Source organism: Botrimarina sp. (assembly GCF_040219535.1).
Classification (GTDB): domain Bacteria; phylum Planctomycetota; class Planctomycetia; order Pirellulales; family Lacipirellulaceae; genus Botrimarina.
Genome location: NZ_JAVJSH010000009.1, coordinates 51299 through 67797, shown reverse-complemented (window position 1 = coordinate 67797; position 16499 = coordinate 51299). Strand labels below are relative to the sequence as shown.

The following is a 16499-nucleotide window of genomic DNA, read 5'->3' as shown; positions in this document are numbered from 1 at the left end:
AACCTCGGGAAACTAACGTGCCGGCGACCGCAAAGCAACCAAAATCCACACGTTCACAGAGACCCACCGCCCGGCTTCGAGGCCCTTAGGTATCGCGCCCGCAGAGACAAGACGCTTTAAAAGCCGAGCGGAGCAGCAGCCGGGGTCAATCTGGAGCGGGCTCGTCCTGTCGCACGGAGTGCGTGCCCTTTGACGAGCTACGCCGGCCACCGCCGAGTTGCGTCGAACGACGCCAGCTGCTTTGCTTGGAGTGAATTACGCAGCCCCCACTCCCTTGCTAATGGCGCCGCACGCAAGATGGATCGTATGGCTATCCGCGGATGGATCGTGCTCGTCGGGCTGCTGGGCGTCTGCCCCGCGCAGGCGAGTCCCTACTCCGATCTCGTTGTGTTTGGCGACAGCCTGTCGGACGTCGGCAACACGTCGGCGGCCACGTTCGGCATTCAGCCGGGCGCTGGCTACTTCGACGGTCGGTTCAGCAACGGGCGGGTCTTCACGGAACGGCTTGCGAGCGGGCTGGGCGTGGGGCCATTGACACGCAGCGGAGCCGGCGGCGACGCGTTCGCGTACGGCGGCGCCGAGACCGACGGGCCGGGCGGGTTCGCCGGACTGTTCGTTGACTCGCTCGTCGAGCAGGTCGACGACTACGTCGCGCGACTCGGGGGCGCGACGATCGATCCGGCGGCCTTGCACGTGGTGTTCATCGGCGCGAACGACCTGCTCGGCGGCCAGACCGACCCGGCCACGCCCGCCGGCGTCGTCCGCGCGCAGCTAGAGCGATTGGTCGACGCCGGCGCCAGACAGCTGTTGGGGGTGAACCTGCCGCGGCTGGGCCTGACGCCGCGCTTCAACAACGATCCGCAGCAGGCTGCACAGATCGACGAGGCGACGCTCGCTTTCAACGCCGCGCTGTCGCTCGGGTTCGATCAGATCGCCGCGGCCAATCCAGAGGTGACGACCCACCGCCTCGACGCGCAGCGACTCTTCGACGGTGTGATCGCGGCCCCGGGGTCGTTCGGCTTCGCCAACGCTACGGCGCCGGGAATCGAGCTCCCTGGCGATGACCTCGGCCGAGCCGCCGGCTACGTGTTCTGGGACACGATCCACCCCACACGAGAGCTGCACGCGCTACTGGGCGAGGCGGCGCTACGAGCCGTCTTTCCGTTGGGCGATTACAACCGCGACGGCGCGGCCACCTCGGCAGACTACGGCGCGTGGCGCGACGCGTACGGCGTTGAGTTTGACGCCGCGGCGGGGCTGACTCCGAGCCTCGCTGCCGACGGCGGCCTCGACGGCAGTGTCGATGCGGCGGACTACACGCTCTGGCGCGACAATTCTTCGCCCGCGTTGGTGAGCGTGCCCGAACCGTCCGGCGTGGCGTTGCTGCTTTGGATGGGCGTATGGATCGCCGCTCGGGGGCGGGCACAGGTTTAGCTTTAAACCGAGAACTGGCCTGCCGCCTCCGACAACGCTACAGCTTAGGGCCACCAGAACCTCCGCGATGCCGCCATGCACGGGTCGCCCGGCGCGTGCCGCCCGCGGGGCAGGCGACGGACCCCGACGCCTTGTCGATCGGAGTCCGCCGCCATGCCACGCATCTGCGGTTCCCTCAGCTACGACGACGCAGCGCAGCGGTCGCCATTACCATCGCGGCCAGACCGATCGCCGCCGGTTCGGGCACGCGGACGAAGCCGAGGTCGTCTAGCCCTGGGAAGGCGCGAGAGTTGTTGCCAATCTGGTACGCCTCGATCCGGTCCAGGAAATAGCCCTCTGGCGCCTGAAATCCAAAGTAGTGGTCGAAGCCGTCTTCGACCTGCGCGGCTTGGGCGATCGCCATGTGGGTCACGCTGTCGACGCCGTTGGTGAAGGTCGCGCGGCCGTGGACTGGCGGGTATCCGCCGGCGGCGATACCGTCGGGCGTTGATTGAAAATTGTTGTAGTTGAGCATCGTCCAGCCGACAGTGGTCACCTGGTCGGCCGGATCGAAGTCGAGGTCCCACGACGTGGTCTGACCGAGTGTTCCACTGGCCTCCTCGCGGACAAAGAAGACCTCGTCGAAGTTCAATCGGTCTGGCCCCGAGGGGCCCGTGCCATCGAAATCGCCGGTCGCGCGACCGCGGTAGGGCGTCACGGCGCCCCCCTCGAAGTACCAGTTGGGGCCTCGCTCGACGAAGATATCGCCGATCTTCAGCGACGCGCCGCCGCGGCGGTTGATGGCGCCGGCCGTCGGGTGTTGGTAGTCCACGCCGCTGTAGGTCGCGCTGCCCGAGTCGAACGTAAGGACGCCCCCCAAGCCGGCCGCGTGGGCGTTCGAAACGGCCGCGGCGAACGCAGCCCGATCGATCGTGTTGCCGGTGATGTCACCGTAGGCCACCTCGACTAGCCCGATCCCGCCGTTGCTCACGGCGTCGAGCGACTCGTCGCTCGCGTCCTGGTCCACCACCCCGGCGGCGTCATAGACAGCGCTGAGCGGGAACTCGATCCAGGTCTGGATGTTGGCGGGCTGCGCGTGTAGCCGCCCGGCAACGCAGGCCGTGACGAGGACAGCGACTGTGGTAACCAATACGCGGCTCATGAGCTTACTCCAAGATTCCAAGGTGCAACGGAACACAAGAAAAGGGACGGGTCTGTGGGGGGGTCGCAGCGGGGCTCGAAGGCGGAGGTCCGGCCTGGCGCGGTCCCCGCAGGGAGACACGACAAGATGGCCGCGAACGCGGCGTGTTCAGTGGGGCTCGCTGGCTGGGATTCGCTCACCGTTGCGACGGGGCGCCCGCCGCGGCGCGCTTGGGCTGGCGTCCTGTGACCTCTGCGAAGGGCTTGAACGCCTCGGCGCCAGGCGAAGCGAGTTCGATCAGCAGGTCGTCCGTGTCGGAGTTGATCGCCACCGTCAGGCCGGAGGTCCCGGGGTTTGCGTACTTCTGCGGAGCGTACCACTCGGTTCTCGATGGGCTGACGACTTTCCGCCCGTCGACGATCACCCGGTGGTCCCCGGGGACGCATCCGTCGCCGATCTCGAAACACGACAGGGTGAACCTTCCGTCGGTTTCGATGCGGCCAGACGCCGCGCGGGCGTTCTCGGGCAGGACCTGGATGAATCCGAACTGGACCGGCTGGCCATCGACTGTCACCCGGCCAGCAACCCGGACCCGGTCGGGCCTCCCGTCACCGCACCCCGCGACGAAAGCCGACAGCACCGCCGCCGCAAGGGCCGGTCTACCGATGGTCCGTCGATGGCGGGCGATGAGGTGGCTCATGGGGCGCAGCAACGCTGGAAGTGGGTCGAGGAGGTGGCGCCGCCGGTTCAGTTGAAGTCGTGCCGTTCTTCGTTGGGGAAACCGGGCGATCGGCCCCAAGGTGGGAAGCTGTCGGTGTCGCCTTCCTGCGCTCCGGCGCGCGTGCCGAGCGCCCAGTACACTTCGAGCTCGATGTTCTCGTCGACCGGCTGAACGCGTCCGTCGGCGAAGGCGAAGTGAGCCTGTTGCGGGTGCCGGCTCGAGAAGGTGCCCGTGATGTAGCTGCCGTTGGTCGCGACCGGCGGCATGCCGATCAGCGCGGGCGTGTTGATGGGCCAGCGGACGTTGTGCAGCCCCCATTGTGACCGCAGCCCGGGCGCCCAGAAGTTCTCGGTCGCCACCTTGAGGCGGTTCGACTCGAGCTGGGCGATGTGGGGGCTGCGTTCGTTGGCGATCCTCTCGCCCGCGAGCATCGTCTTCGTCGTGCCGTCGGTGACACGCCGGAGTGGGATCCGCGTGAGGTAGAAGAACAGCCCGTCGTTCCCGAACTTGTTCGGGTTGAACTGGTCCACCCAGACGCTGCCCATGACCAGCCCGTAGCTGGCGACGGACCAGACGGGCGCGTCGGAGACGTCTTCCAGCGCCGCGATCTTGCTCGTCATCGGGGCCGTCGCCTCGGAGTCGTCCGACGGGCACGCGTAGACCGCGGGCCGCTGGCGTATCGCTTCGGCCATACCTGGTTGGGCTAGCCAGTTGGCGGTTTGAAAGCCATCGGCAATTGTATCGCCGGGGAATCGCACGAGCTGATCGAAGAGCGGCTGTTCCTCGAGGTACGGCAGAATAAAGACCATTCCGCTCGCCGCGTTGAGCGGGTCCGCCGGGTCCGCCCCGCTCTCACGGTTGCAGGTCGGATCGCCATCGCAGCCGTGCCGGCCTGGCGGCAGAGTCCCGTGGGCCGATTCGAAGTTCAGGATGGCGAGGCCGATCTGCTTGAGATTCGAGACGCACTGCGCGCGACGCGCGGCTTCCCTGGCTGCCTGGACCGCCGGGAGTAGCAGCGCGACCAGGATGCCTATGATCGCTATCACGACCAGGAGCTCGACGAGGGTGAACCCCCGCGGCGCGGTCCGGACTCTCGACGAAGAAGCGCGGCCGGCAAGGTGCTCCTGGCTACGCGCTACAATGCGGCGGGCCATAAGCCGAAGGGGGTAAGCTGACACGTGGTGCGTTTCTTGCGGATAGGAGGAGACGCTGCGGATCGGCGCGGGCGCCGGTCGGTCGTAGCCGGCTAGTACAAGAACCCGACCAGTCCGACGCCTCGGCTGCGTCGACGCCGGTCAGGAGAAATGCGGAACGGCGACTGACGCGTGGTTCAGTTGGGACGAGTCTTCCGCGACGGAGCGGGGCCGTCGAAACCGGCGGGCTGCCGGCGCGGGGCGTTGACAGTAGTTGTCTGCTGCGGCCGCACGGTTACCGGGAATTTCCGCACCGCGGATCGATTTCTTGCGATTCTCTGCGAAGCCGGGCGGTTTCTGCGATTTAGCCAGTAGGACGAGCGGCGGCCGGACAATTACTCTTTGGAAGCGTGCCCGAAGCGAGGTCCGCTTCGGCTACTGCCCGCACCGGCTGACCGCTTGCTCGATGAACGATCCGACGGAGCCGACCACCGCGCCGCAGGGGCCCGCCAACGCGGCATGCGGTAGCGAGCCGGCCCGGACGGCGGAGGAGCCAACTCCCGGGCCGAGAGAGGACTTGTTCCTGCGTTGCTTGTCGCTCGAGCGTCGCCGGCTTTTCGCGTTCGTGTTCTCGCTCGTGCCCAACACCGCGGACGCCGAGGACGTCTTCCAGCAGACGTGCGTCACCTTGTGGCGCCGCTTCGGCGAATTCGACGAGCGGAAGGAGTTTTATCCCTGGGCCTGTGGCGTCGCGTTTTACACCGTGCAGAATTTTCGCCGGCAGGCGAAGCGGGGGCGGCTGGTGTTCAGTGATGAATTGGTTCAGCTGATAGCAGAAGAGCGGCTGGCGGGCGCCGACCGAGGGCGGCGCCGCCTCGATCTGCTTCAGGAATGCCTCACTCGGCTTTCGGCGACAGATCGTGACTTGATACGCTCGGTCTACGAGGACGGCTCGTCGGCTCGGGAAGCCGCTGAACGACTCGACAAGGCGGTTCAGACGATCCACAACCGGCTCACACGAATCCGACGCCAGCTGTGGCAGTGCGTGGAGCGTAGGAGCCTGCAAGTCGAAGACGGGTGACCCGGTAAGCCGGTCGCCGCCCCGAAGAACGTCCGTCTAGGCAATCCTCCGTGCCCCGCTCGATTAGCGCGGCGACACGACCCCGAAAAGCGCGACAGGCAGAGCCGACGTGGACGAGTCTGAGTTAATCGAACTGCTCTCAGCGCTCTGCAACGACACGCTGAGCGACGGCCAGCGGCGTCGGCTGCAAGAGCGGCTGCTTATCGACGCCGACGCGCGGCGGCTGTATTCGGACTACCTCGACGTGCACTTGGCGATGGTCGACCACGCCACGTCGGCCTCCCCGGGTCAAGCCGGAGCCGCGTCTCACAACGAGCCGCCGCCGCCGCCCACCAAACCGATGCGCCCACCGCCGGCGCTCGCCGCCTCGCCGCGCCGATCGGCTCCGCTTGCCCTGCTCTTAGGCGGAGCGTGTGCGGCCTTGGCGACCGCCGCGCTGGTCACGTTCGCGTTGCGGTTCGAGCTTGCCCCCGGCGCCCTACGCGGCCCGGCGCCGCAGGCGGTAGCGACTGCCGAGTCGCCACGCGCCGCGGCCGAACCCCGAAAGGACCAAGCGGGCCCGCTGGAAGGGCAGGCGGCCGAGGCGGCCTTCTTCGTCGCCCGGGTGACGGGCATCTCGCCGGATGTCGTGTGGAACAACAACCGCGACGCCGGCGATTTCTTGCTACGCCTCCGCAGGGGGGACCTGGTGAGCATCGCAGCGGGCTACGTGCAGTTAGACTACTACTCGGGGGCCAAGCTGCACTTGGTTGGCCCTTGCGAGTTCGTGTTGACCGGCGAGTCGTCGGGCCGGCTGCAACGCGGCAAGCTCAAGGGCAACGTGAGCCAGGGGAACTTCCTCCTCACCACCCCGACCGCTCGCGTGATCGACCTGGGCACCGAGTTCGGGGTCGCTGTCGGGCACGACGACCGCACCGACGTTTGTGTCTTCGACGGCGAGGTTGAATTAGTCTCCGAGGACGGCCACCGGCCGGGAGGGCGGAAACTCCTGCTGACCAAAGGCGAGGCCGCGTTCGTCACACGCGGGGGGGCGGTAACCCAAATGCGGTCCGCCCAACTCGCGGACGACCTCCGGCGACAGCAGCCGTTCGACCGTCCTCTGCTGAGCGGCTCGGGGCCGGTCAGCCTCGTCGACGTGTTGTGCGTCGCAGAAAAAGCCTCGCTCGAGATCGCGAGCATGATCGCTCCCGACACCGGTCTGCCTGACCGCCAGCCGTGGCTGCGGCCCGATGGCCCCGGCTACTGCCTCCCCGCCGGATACCGCACCGCCGACTGGCATCCGTTCGTCGACGGCGTCTTCGTTCCGCCGAGCGAAAGCCAGCCGACGCGGATCGATTCGGCGGGGCGCCGGGTCGAACTGCCGCCAACAACCGGCCGAACCTGGGGGCCGATCTGGTCCCGCCGGCGAACCGCCGGCGCGGTTCCGGCCAATGTCAGCGACGACTATTGGGGAACCGCCACGCTGGCGGGCGTGTTTGCACGCTTCGCCTCCTGCGAGTACGGCATGGTGGGGATTCACTCCAACGTCGGAATCACGCTCGACTTGAAGGCCATCGCCGCCGAGTGCGGGCAGGCGCCGACACGCGTTGAAGGGATCGTCTGCAACCTAGACAACTCGATGAAGCGACTGCCGGAGTGGGCCTGGAACAAGCGTTTCGCGGCCGACGTGCGTATCTTCGTCGATGGTGAGCTACGCGAGAGCGTCCTCGATTTCGCGCGAGACGACGGCGACCAACGGTTCACGGCAACGCTCCGAAAGCAGGATCGCTACCTGACGATCGTGACGACCGACGCCGGCATCCGCGACGAGAACGGCGCCCCAACAACGACGTACGACGACGCGTACGACCATGTCGTGCTGATCGACCCGGTGCTCTTGTTCTCGGAGTAGCGTCGGGGCAGCCCACGCGGGCGACACGGGCTCCACTCGCCGGCTCGGATGGCAGCGTAGCCGACGGCCGTTCCGGGAGTGGCCCTCGGCGGCTTGCCCATCAATCAACTCCGGGTGGGTGCATCCCCTCGCTGATTCGTTACAAACGCGACACGCTCGCCAGCGCCGTGTCACGCTTGATCGTGTCCAAAACGGCGTTAAGCGCCTGGCGGACAACGGTTTAGCGAAGCGTTACGCGCTGCCCTGGGTGTAACGAAACGGCGTCGCTTCGCGCAATTCGCCTGCGGAGTTCGACGCGGCAGCGGCCCTCCTCAAGCCGCAACGAACCTCGCATTGTCGCCCAAGCGAGGCCTTTCCCAGAGCGTTTTGGCCACGGCGGCCCGGCGTGTCGATCGCTCGGCTCGAAGCCACTGGCCACCGCAGCGGCCTGCCCACGAGCGTCGACGAGGTCGGCCAGACGAACGCACCGTTCGCCGGCCTGGCGGGCGACCCGCCGTCGGACACCCTGCTGGGCGCGACGGCCGACGACTTCCTGGGCGCCACGCCCGTCTACTACGCAGGCCACCAGCTCGACCCCCTCACCGGCCTGTACGACATGCAGGCCCGCTGGTACGACCCGGCCACACAGCGCTTCCTCAGCGAGGACCCGCTGGGCCCGGCCGGCGGATCGGACAACCTGTACGTCTACGCCGGCGGCGATCCGGTCAACCGCGTCGACCCCGACGGGCGGGCGTTCTTTACGGTCGGAGCTCTTGTCACTGCGGGCGCTTACCTGGCGACACAGGGGGGCTTCGCCGCTGCTGAAACCGCGGTCGAGTACGGCGCCACGAACGCCTTGGGAACGGCGCAGGATGTGGCCGACTTCTCGACGCTCGGCACGTTCGGCAAGAACTTCGCCATCAACGTCGCCACGTTCGGCGTCGGCGGGAAGATCAAGACCGGATCAAAGCTGGCCCGCCTGGCCGGCGGGGCCGCCCTCTACGCGGGCCGCCAGGGGATCGAGGTCGCCGGCGACACGGCCTACGACGTGGGTTATCATGGCCGCGACCTCGGCGGTTCGCTCGCGCTCAACACGATCGGCAGCATCGCCGGCGAAGCGGCCGGCCGCGCGATCGGCGTCGGGGCACGCAGCTTTTACCGGAACGTCGGCGTATTCGAGCGGTCGACCGGGAGTCTCGCCCCAGCAATAAATGCAACACGCCAAAGGGTCCTTGCAAACATTGCGGAGAGCCGGGCGGCACGGCAATCAAGCAACTTCGAACTGCATATTGCTCGTGAGTCGCAGATCGGTGCCCCTTATGGCGGTGTTGACAACTTCCGATTTACAACGCTGGAGCAGGGCTCACTGGTATACGGTGGCGTGCCAGGGCAATCGGCCTACTACACTGACTTCGCAACGGTCAGGGCAAGCGGCCTAAATGCTCCGAAGCTGTTCGAGTCGTTGCAAGTTGCTCCCCATCCAGTCATTGGATACCGGCCCGGTGTTCAGGCTTATCGAGTTACTAAACCGCTACGAGTGCCTTCGAGCCAGGTGCTTGCGAATCCACAGTTTGGCAGTGGAGGTGGGAATCAGTTCTTCATTCGCAATTTTGAGAGCAAGCTTGAGCCGGTCCGTCAGTTCCCGTTATCGCAGTAGCAGAGACGATTATGGTGTTGAGTAAAGACTTACAGCCAATCTACGACTTGGAAATATCGCTCGGCAATCAAGTGAAGAGGGTGGACGAACCCGCTGGCACTGCGTGTCCTTATGCTGTGGTTTTCGCGGAAGCGTTGCACCTGGAATCAATCCAAGAGAAACTGCAACTGCCAAGCACGGTGAAGTTCTGGGAATCGAGAGACCCCCACTACGAGATCGGTAATGGCTACGTGTGCGAGGTTACACGCCATGCCCTATCAGGACCGATTTCAGAGTAATCGCGATCAACACCTGAAATCGCTCTCAGGCCACAAGTCTGGGACCCCGGCTCCCGGCCATCGCCGATCCCCGGCGTCCTGGATTGTGGGGTGCCCTCGAAAACCCGAGGTCGCTCTCCACGGATAGAGCATCCCTACCCGCAATCAGGCACGCGGCTCATCACCGCACCCGTGAACCCCACCCTCCCCGGCGTCCTGGATGGCTGGGTTACTGGGGGCGAGCTCCGTCACGCCCTCACCCGCGGTTGGCCGCGCAGGCTGCTGGGGCCTCGGGTAGAATCCGGCCCATGCACCGCTCGCAAATCGCATGGGAGATGGGGGGAGGCCTCGGCCACGTTGGTCCACTCCGCGCGATCGCCCAGGAACTGGGTCGCCGGGGTCACGACGTCTGCGTCACAACGCAAAACACGCAGCTCTGCGATCAAGCGCTGGGTGGGACTGCCGCCGAGGTCGTGCCCTGCCCCCGGCTGCCGCTGGCCGACCGGCGGCTCCGGGTCCCCTGCACGTTCGCCGACGTGCTGCACGACGGCGGCTACGCCTCGGCCGAGCGGGTTGTGGCGGCGGTCGGCCGGTGGCTCCGGTTGCTCGACGAGCTGCGGCCCAGCCGATTGCTAGCCGACTACAGCCCAACCGCGATGCTGGCCGCTCGGGTGCGCGGTGTGCCAACCGCGGTGATCGGATCGGGCTTCGTCTGCCCGCCCGACCGGTCCCCGCTGCCTTGCCTCCACCCGGTCGTGCGCGAGCCGCACTGGGCGGCCGGTATCGAGGCGACGGTGCTCGCCACTATGAACGCGGCGCTGTCGACCTATGGTGGACGACCTTTGGAGCGGGTGAGCCAGCTCTACGCCGACGCGGCGTGGCGAGATCTGCTACTTGGGGGGGCGGCACAGCCGGCGGCGTCCGGGGGGGGCGCCGGGAAGCGCGGTGGGCTGGGTGTTGGCCACGCGGTCGCGACGCGAAGCCGTGATCCGGGGGCCGCGGGAGGCCCCTGGCGGTCAGACGCCGGCGGGGCGGGGAGCTAGCGTGGCGCCGCGCACAGCGCGTTTTCGACGATCTCTCGGTCGGGCTCGTCGCCCGCATAGACCCAGATCATCGCCATCGGCGCGTCGCTGCGGTTGATAAACCGGTGCGGCGCGCCCTCGGGCACGCACGCGGTGTCGCAGCCGCTGAGCTCGTGCTCGCGACCGGCGACCTGGCACACGGCGGCGCCTTCGATAATCGAGATCGACTCGTCGTAGTGGTGCGTGTGGCACGGCAGGGACGACCCGGGCTGGAACCGACCGTAGCCGCCGCACACGCCGGAAGAACCGAAACGCGACGCGAACAAGTCGGTGAACTCGGCGTCGGTCGCCAGCTCGTATCGCTCCACGTCCGCGAAGCGCCGGATCGACTCGGGGCCGCCCGCCGGGGGCGCCGAGCGGTCCTCGGGCTTGTCGGTTGGCGGTTCGACGAGTTGGCGGTCGGGCGCGTCGCTCGGGAAGGAGACGTGCACCACGGCGTCCTCCGCGCTCGACGCGTTGCCCACCGAGTGGGGCACGCCGGCCGGCACGAACAAGCTGTCGAGCCTGGTGAGCCGGTACCGGCGGTTCTCCACCTGCACAACGACCGCCCCCTCGACGATGACCATCGCCTCGCCGCAAGCATGGACGTGCGTGGGCAGTTCGGTGTTTGGTGAGAAGGCGGCCAGTGCGGTAGTGAGCCCCCGCGCCCCCCGATCGCCCGAGGCCAGGACGGTCAAAGCGACTCCGCGGGCTAGGGGCTCGCCGTCGGAGCCACCGACCCGCGTGACGAATTCGACACGGTCGACTATTGAGGGCATGTGATTGACGCCTGATGGGGGGGTTGCGCGCTTGTCGGCGGCGGCCCGCCCGGTTGCGGGGCGTGGTCGCATCCGCCACGAGTCCGGGCCGGAGCGGGATCGCCGTCCTCTAACGCCGATGATGTGGGCGTCGGCCGCGCCGAGTCAACGCAACGGGCGAGGCCGTGCCGGCAAAGGCAAGAGTTTCGCCCGATCCAACAGGCGGAGGGGCCGAGGCCCCCGGTAGGATGCATCGCCACGCATCGCCACCAACGGCGCGCCGGTTGTGCGGCGTGTGGCTCTTCACCCCATCGGCCCTGATGACGCAACGCACGGCGCTGACGACCCTCTCGCTGATGCTGAGCGTCGCGATCGGGGTGGCCGTGTCGGCGTCCGGAGACCGAGGGGCGCCCACGCCCGTCGGCGGGCGTGAGAGGCCGCTGATCGGGCTCTCACTGGGCACGCTGGCCGAGGAACGCTGGCGCCGCGACCGCGATCTGTTCGTCGCGCGGGCGGAGGAGTTGGGCGCCGACGTGCTGACCCTGGCGGGCAGCGGCGACGGCATGCGCCAGAACCGCGACGTGGAAGCCCTCATCAGCCGCGGCGTGGGGGCGCTGGTTATCGTCGCCTTCGACCCGGCCGCCATGTCCAAGGCGGTCGCGTCGGCGCGCGCCCGCGGCATCCCGGTCGTTTGCTACGACAGGATGATCACCGACTGCGACGTCGACCTCTATGTCAGCTTCAACAACTTCGAGGTCGGTCGGCTGCAGGCGGAGTACCTCGTCCAGAACACACCGCCCGGCGCGCGGATCGTGCGTATCAGCGGCCCGAAGACCGACCACACGGCCCAGATGTTTCGCCGCGGGCAAGACAGCGTGCTCGGGCCGCTGGTCGAATCGGGGGCCGTCGTCTTGCTGCGGGACGACTACGCGAGCGGGTGGCGGCCGGACGAGGCGAAGAAGATCGTGGCGGCCGCGATCACCGAGCACGGCGACGCCATCGACGGCGTGCTCGCTACCAACGACGGCTGCGCAGGCGGGGCGGTCCAGGCTCTGCTCGAAGAGGGGATCGCCGGCCGGGTCGTCGTGACGGGGCAGGACGCCGACCTCGCCGCGTGCCAGCGGATCGCCCGCGGTCACCAGACGATGTCCGTTTACAAGCCCTTGGAGCGGCTCGCCACCGCGGCGGCCGACGCGGCCGTCGCGTTCGCTCGAGGGCGCACTGTCGTGGCGCGAGACCAGGTGGACAACGGCTTCGAGCGGGTCCCGGCCATCCTCGAAGAAGCGGTTGTCGTCGATCGGTTGAACCTCCGATCCACCGTCGTCGATAGCGGCTTCCACCCGGCCGAGGCGCTCGAGTGAGCCAAAGGATCATCCTGCGAGCGGCCGAGGTCCAGAAGAGCTTCGGCGCCACGCGCGCGCTCCGCGGCGTGACGTTTGACGCACGCGCGGGAGAGGTCCACGCGCTCTGCGGCGAGAACGGCGCCGGCAAGTCGACGCTCGTCGGCGTGCTGGGCGGGCTGCACGCTTGGAAGTCGTACGAGGGGGAGGTCTGGATCGACGGGAGGCTTGCCCGGTGGACCGGCGTGCGCGACGCCGAAGCGGCCGGCGTCGTGGTGGTGCACCAGGAGCTCGCCCTGATCGATTCGCTCTCGATCGCAGAGAACTTGTTCTTGCACGGCTATCCCGCCAGCCGGGTGCGGGTTCATTGGGCGGAGCTCGAACGCCAGGGTCGCGACGCCCTGCGCCGGGTTGGGCTTGGCCTCTCGCCCGACGAAGCGGTGGGCTCCCTGGGCGCCGGGCAGAAGCAGCTGGTGGAAGTCGCCCGCGGCTTGGTGAAGCGGCCGAAGGTGCTGATCCTCGACGAGCCGACCGCGTCGCTCACCGAGCGCGACGCCGCCCACCTGTTCGAGATCCTCCGGGGCCTGCGGCGCGAGGGGGTCGCGATCGTCTATATCTCGCACCGCCTCGCGGAGGTGCTGAGCCTTGCGGACCGCGTGTCCGTGTTGCGCGACGGGTCGACCGTCGCCACCGACGACGCGGCCAACCTCGACGAGCCGGCGATCGTGCGGCACATGGTCGGTCGGCAACTGGCCGCGGCCAGGCCGCGCCAGCCCCCGGCGAACGCCGCTGCGCCGGCGCTCCGGGTGCGCGACCTCACTGCCTACGGCGCCGGCGGCGGGCGGGCGGTCCGCGACGTTTCCTTCGACGTCCGACCCGGCGAGGTGGTGGGCGTCGCGGGGCTGATGGGGGCGGGCCGATCGGAGCTGCTGATGCACCTGTACGGCCTATGGGGAAAGCGGGTCGCGGGCTCCGTTCACGTCGGAGGCCGTGATTATCCGGCGCCCACGCCGATCCGTTCGGTCGAGCGGGGTGTGGTGCTGATCACCGAAGACCGCCGCGGGCTCGGCCTCGCTCTGGACGAGAGCAGCGGCCGGAACCTGTCGCTGTCGTCGCTCGGGTCGATCGCCGATCGGTTCGGCGTCGTCGACCGGGCGGTCGAGCGCCGCCGAAACGAGTCGGTTTGCGACGCGGTGTGCCTTTCGCGGGGCGCGCTGCCGCGGCCCGTGCGGCAGCTCTCGGGCGGCAACCAGCAGAAGGTCGTGCTGGGCCGCGCGCTGCTGACCGACCCTCGGCTTATCCTCCTCGACGAGCCCTTCCGGGGCGTGGACATCGCGGCGAAGCGGCAGATCATGGAGCTGGTCTCCGACCTTGCCACGCGGGGCAAAGCCATCCTCTTGGTGTCGAGCGAGCTGGGCGAGCTGTTTCAGATTTGCAATCGCTTGATGGTGCTCGCGGCCGGCCGCGTGGCGGCGTCGTTCGACGCGCCGCCGTTCTCGCTCGACGAGGTCTTGCTAGCGGCCACGCGGGCGACGCATGCGCCAGCCGGCGCAGGGGGCGGTGGGGCATGACCGGGCCGAACCTGTCCGCAGAGACCGATCGGGCGCCGCAGCGGCTGCGCTCGGCCGACGCGGCGCGCCGACCGGAGGTCTCGCTGTCGACGCTCGCGTTGCCGATTGGCTTGGCGGCGATCTGGGTGTTCTTCTCTGTCGCCGTCGATGACTTTCTAACGCCGCGCAACCTGTCGATGCTCGCGATCGAGCTGTCGGTCACGGCGACGCTCGCGGTGGGGATGCTGCTGATCATCCTGCCGGGGCACATCGATCTGGCGGCCGGATCGGGAGTCGGGTTCCTCGGCGGGCTGGCCGCTATGCTGGTCTTCCACCACGGCTGCCCAGCCGGCGCCGCGTTAGCAATTTCTTTAGTAGCTGGCGTCGCGATCTGGGGCGCGATGGGGGTGGCGATCACGCGGCTCAAGGTGCAGTCGTTCATCATCACGCTGGGCGGTTTGTTGATACTTCGCGGCAGCTTCTGGTTCCTGATTTCCAGCTCCGCGACTCCCGTCAGTCGCGGGGGCGAGACCAACCTCTACTCGGCGCTGACGACCAGCTACCTGTCGCCCGGGGCAAGCCTGGCGTTCGCGGCGGTGGCTGTGGCGTTGGGGGGCGGCCTCGCCCTGCGGCGTCGGCGGTCGCTCGCACGGAGCGGCTACCCGACCGAGCCCCTCGAATCGGCGGTGCTCAAGGGGCTGGTAGCGGCCCAGGCGTTGTTCTTGCTCGTGTTGGTTTGCAACCTCTACCGCGGGCTCCCCGCCCCGCTTCTGGTGCTTGGGGCGCTCTGTGCGGTGGCCCACTTTGTAACGAGCGAGACCGTCCTGGGCCGGCGGCTCTACGCCATCGGCGGCAACGCGGCGGCCGCGCGCGCGTGTGGCGTGCCGGTCGAGCGGGCGGTGATCACGGCCTTCGCGACGATGGGCGCGTTTGTCGCGATCACCGGCTTCCTGCAGACGTCGTACGCCGGCGCCGCGACGACGACGGTCGGGGAACTAATGGAACTGGACGCCATCGCCGCGTGCGTGATCGGCGGCGCGAGCCTCCGCGGCGGGCGGGGGAGTGTCGTCTCGACGCTCGCCGGCGCCCTCGTGATCGCGAGCCTGCTCAACGGGCTGACCCTGATGGCCGTCGCGCCGGAGGTCAAACTGATCGTCCGCGGGGCCGTGCTGGTCGGCGCGGTGACGATGGACGTCCGCCTGCGAGGCGGTTCGTAGGCCGCGTGGGATCCGGCGCCGCGGCAAGCAGCGCGAAGCGGGGCCCGTTGTCGTGGCGGCCCCGCCGCTTGCCTCGTTCGGCATGTCGTCCAACGCATCGGCCACGTTCCTTGCCCTTTCCGAGCGCGGTAGAGGATTCCGCTTGCGGGTGCGGAGTGGCGGCCGGAGACTCCGTAGGCGTGGTCGGTGACAAACCGTGTCGCGGCTCGCCCTGCTCGCGCGGCTGGGGCGGCTGCTATCGTCCGGTCCACCGGCCGCCCGCCCGCAGCGGGCCGCTTTTCAAAGCCTGGTAAAGGCCAGGCGGACCACTCTTCTAGCAGCTCTGAGGTGACCTAATGAGATTTCGAATGGCGGCGTTGTGCTTTGGGGTGTCGCTCTGTTTCGCGCACGCCGATGCGGCGACTCTTCTCGCCGGGTACGACATGGACACGAACAATGGCACGGCGGCCGGCGCAGCGGTGTTGGATGTGTCGGGTCTGGCGACTCCGCTCGACGCGGTCATCCAGCCGTCTTCTTCGGTCGTGGCCGACAACACCCGGCCGAACGCCGCTGCGGGCAACCAGGTGCTGAGCGTCGGCGTCACGGGCCTCGGCGCTTTCTCGCCGTACGACGCGAGGCTCGACACGGGGACCGACGGCTTCACGTTCGTCGCCTGGGTCAAGCACTCCAACAGCGCGAACTTCCAATCGGTCGTCGGCCGGGGCCCCTTCGCCGAGCGGATCTTCAACGACTTCGGCGGGTACCCGATCGCGATCAGCAACGGGACGAACAACCCCGGCGGGTTCCAATTCCTCGGGACCGGCACGTCCGACAACGCCGATGGCGAGTGGCATCATGTCGCCGTGTCGCTCGACCTGTCCGACCCGCTCGATCCGCGTATCAAGGGCTACCAAGACGGCATGCTCGTCGCCAACAACCCGACCGACATCCCCGGGCTCAACCCGATCAGCAACGGGATCGATATCGCCGGCCGTCAGTTCGACAACGGGGACGCGTTCCCCAACTCGATGCTCGACGACGTAGCGATGTTCCGCGGAGCGCTGAGCGATTCGGACGTCTCGGCGCTCTACAGCGGCGCCAAGTCGCTCGCCGATTTCGCGATCCCCGAGCCGTCGGCCGCCCTCCTCGCGCTGACGCCGGCGGTGGTCTTCGCGACCCGTCGTCGGTGGCGCGCGGCGTGAAGGACGCCGCACGGAGCGCCCTACCGGTGGGGGACGTTGGACGCGTCAGCTCCCTGGCGCCGCGACCGCGGCGCCAGGGAGAACGCGGCCGCCGCTGGGAGCCGCCGATCCGATGAGAT

General features: G+C 68.3%; 13 protein-coding genes. 9 read left to right on the top strand and 4 right to left on the bottom strand.

Going from position 1 to position 16499, the window contains the following annotated elements:
* The first annotated feature begins 306 nt into the window (after positions 1 to 306).
* On the top strand, positions 307 to 1434 hold the full coding sequence (locus RIC11_RS03545) for an SGNH/GDSL hydrolase family protein (protein ID WP_350208457.1): 1128 nt from the start codon (positions 307 to 309) through the stop codon (positions 1432 to 1434).
* 175 nt (positions 1435 to 1609) lie between these two features.
* Here RIC11_RS03545 and RIC11_RS03540 read toward each other — a convergent pair whose 3' ends face one another.
* From RIC11_RS03540 to RIC11_RS03530, 3 genes are all read right to left on the bottom strand, one after another.
* Positions 1610 to 2575, bottom strand: coding sequence for a PEP-CTERM sorting domain-containing protein (locus RIC11_RS03540; RefSeq protein ID WP_350208456.1), 966 nt, complete (start codon positions 2573 to 2575; stop codon positions 1610 to 1612).
* Positions 2576 to 2750: 175 nt separating this feature from the next.
* Complete coding sequence (locus tag RIC11_RS03535) at positions 2751 to 3254, bottom strand: hypothetical protein (RefSeq protein WP_350208455.1); 504 nt, start codon at positions 3252 to 3254, stop codon at positions 2751 to 2753.
* A 47-nt stretch (positions 3255 to 3301) separates the two neighbouring features.
* Positions 3302 to 4417: a DUF1559 family PulG-like putative transporter gene (locus tag RIC11_RS03530; RefSeq protein WP_502879367.1), complete on the bottom strand. Its 1116-nt coding sequence runs from the start codon at positions 4415 to 4417 to the stop codon at positions 3302 to 3304.
* Between the two features lie 457 nt (positions 4418 to 4874).
* Here RIC11_RS03530 and RIC11_RS03525 point away from each other — a divergent pair, with 457 nt between their 5' ends.
* The 4 genes from RIC11_RS03525 (at position 4875) to RIC11_RS03510 (ending at position 10316) form a co-directional block, all read left to right on the top strand.
* Positions 4875 to 5489 (top strand): sigma-70 family RNA polymerase sigma factor, encoded by a 615-nt coding sequence (locus tag RIC11_RS03525; RefSeq protein ID WP_350208453.1) that lies wholly within the window; start codon positions 4875 to 4877, stop codon positions 5487 to 5489.
* A gap of 109 nt (positions 5490 to 5598) precedes the next feature.
* Positions 5599 to 7380 carry a FecR family protein gene (locus tag RIC11_RS03520; RefSeq protein ID WP_350208452.1) on the top strand — a complete coding sequence of 594 codons (1782 nt, stop codon included), beginning with the start codon at positions 5599 to 5601 and terminating at the stop codon, positions 7378 to 7380.
* 385 nt (positions 7381 to 7765) lie between these two features.
* Positions 7766 to 9016: an RHS repeat-associated core domain-containing protein gene (locus tag RIC11_RS03515; protein WP_350208451.1), complete on the top strand. Its 1251-nt coding sequence runs from the start codon at positions 7766 to 7768 to the stop codon at positions 9014 to 9016.
* A 565-nt stretch (positions 9017 to 9581) separates the two neighbouring features.
* Positions 9582 to 10316 (top strand): glycosyltransferase family protein, encoded by a 735-nt coding sequence (locus tag RIC11_RS03510; RefSeq protein ID WP_350208450.1) that lies wholly within the window; start codon positions 9582 to 9584, stop codon positions 10314 to 10316.
* On the opposite strand, the gene RIC11_RS03505 is transcribed toward RIC11_RS03510, so the two are convergent.
* The gene (locus tag RIC11_RS03505) at positions 10313 to 11113 is read right to left on the bottom strand and encodes a cupin domain-containing protein (RefSeq protein WP_350208449.1); all 801 of its coding nucleotides are present in this window, start codon (positions 11111 to 11113) and stop codon (positions 10313 to 10315) included. The two genes, RIC11_RS03510 and RIC11_RS03505, sit on opposite strands and share 4 nt — an antisense overlap.
* Before the next feature lie 227 nt (positions 11114 to 11340).
* Between RIC11_RS03505 and RIC11_RS03500 the strand changes: the two genes are divergently transcribed.
* The 4 genes from RIC11_RS03500 to RIC11_RS03485 all read left to right on the top strand — a co-directional run bounded on the left by RIC11_RS03500 (position 11341) and on the right by RIC11_RS03485 (position 16380).
* A complete protein-coding gene (locus RIC11_RS03500) occupies positions 11341 to 12453 on the top strand; it encodes a sugar ABC transporter substrate-binding protein (RefSeq protein ID WP_350208448.1) in 1113 nt (370 codons plus the stop codon).
* A complete protein-coding gene (locus tag RIC11_RS03495) occupies positions 12450 to 14003 on the top strand; it encodes a sugar ABC transporter ATP-binding protein (protein WP_350208447.1) in 1554 nt (517 codons plus the stop codon). Before RIC11_RS03500 ends, RIC11_RS03495 begins: the two co-directional genes overlap by 4 nt.
* Positions 14000 to 15199, top strand: a complete 1200-nt coding sequence (locus RIC11_RS03490) for a sugar ABC transporter permease (protein ID WP_350208446.1) — start codon at positions 14000 to 14002, stop codon at positions 15197 to 15199. The genes RIC11_RS03495 and RIC11_RS03490 overlap by 4 nt, the downstream gene beginning before the upstream one ends.
* Before the next feature lie 335 nt (positions 15200 to 15534).
* A complete protein-coding gene (locus tag RIC11_RS03485; protein WP_350208445.1) occupies positions 15535 to 16380 on the top strand; it encodes a LamG-like jellyroll fold domain-containing protein in 846 nt (281 codons plus the stop codon).
* The last annotated feature ends 119 nt before the right edge of the window (positions 16381 to 16499 follow it).

What these genes read in the sequence shown, in the direction of transcription:
- RIC11_RS03545 (WP_350208457.1), top strand. Translation starts at nt 307, where the DNA reads ATGGCTATCCGCGGATGGATCGTGCTCGTCGGGCTGCTGGGCGTCTGC.
- RIC11_RS03540 (WP_350208456.1), bottom strand. Translation starts at nt 2,575, where the DNA reads ATGAGCCGCGTATTGGTTACCACAGTCGCTGTCCTCGTCACGGCCTGC.
- RIC11_RS03535 (WP_350208455.1), bottom strand. Translation starts at nt 3,254, where the DNA reads ATGAGCCACCTCATCGCCCGCCATCGACGGACCATCGGTAGACCGGCC.
- RIC11_RS03525 (WP_350208453.1), top strand. Translation starts at nt 4,875, where the DNA reads ATGAACGATCCGACGGAGCCGACCACCGCGCCGCAGGGGCCCGCCAAC.
- RIC11_RS03510 (WP_350208450.1), top strand. Translation starts at nt 9,582, where the DNA reads ATGCACCGCTCGCAAATCGCATGGGAGATGGGGGGAGGCCTCGGCCAC.
- RIC11_RS03505 (WP_350208449.1), bottom strand. Translation starts at nt 11,113, where the DNA reads ATGCCCTCAATAGTCGACCGTGTCGAATTCGTCACGCGGGTCGGTGGC.
- RIC11_RS03500 (WP_350208448.1), top strand. Translation starts at nt 11,341, where the DNA reads ATGCATCGCCACGCATCGCCACCAACGGCGCGCCGGTTGTGCGGCGTG.
- RIC11_RS03490 (WP_350208446.1), top strand. Translation starts at nt 14,000, where the DNA reads ATGACCGGGCCGAACCTGTCCGCAGAGACCGATCGGGCGCCGCAGCGG.
- RIC11_RS03485 (WP_350208445.1), top strand. Translation starts at nt 15,535, where the DNA reads ATGAGATTTCGAATGGCGGCGTTGTGCTTTGGGGTGTCGCTCTGTTTC.